At 69.9% G+C, this 246-nt stretch carries 1 protein-coding gene; it reads right to left on the bottom strand.

Annotation, left to right across the window (positions count from 1 at the left end):
- Positions 1–246 (bottom strand): hypothetical protein (locus B7L92_RS40805; protein WP_218030495.1); only part of this gene is annotated, 246 nt, incomplete at both ends.

Below are 246 nucleotides of genomic sequence, written 5' to 3'. Positions count from 1 at the left end.
TGACGGCCAGGCCGGTCACCAGATCGACGACGGTGCCGATGGCGAGCGCCATGGCAAGGAAGATCAATGCGAAAGTGCGGACGTCGCGACGCAATACCGCCTTGGGGTCTCCCGCCGTGGTCAGGTCCGTGGGAACTCCGGTGAGCCCGGCGATGAGAGTGCCGACGGCTCCGGTGACGAGGCCGACCATGACCCCGGCAGAGAGCCCCGCGACGAGTCCGGCCGCCAGGGCGAGCGCGCACCCCA

It is taken from the genome of Streptomyces viridosporus (genome assembly GCF_002078235.1).
Lineage (GTDB): Bacteria > Actinomycetota > Actinomycetes > Streptomycetales > Streptomycetaceae > Streptomyces > Streptomyces viridosporus.
Note: the sequence above shows the minus strand (reverse complement) of the source record. Positions and strands in the feature narration are given on the sequence as shown.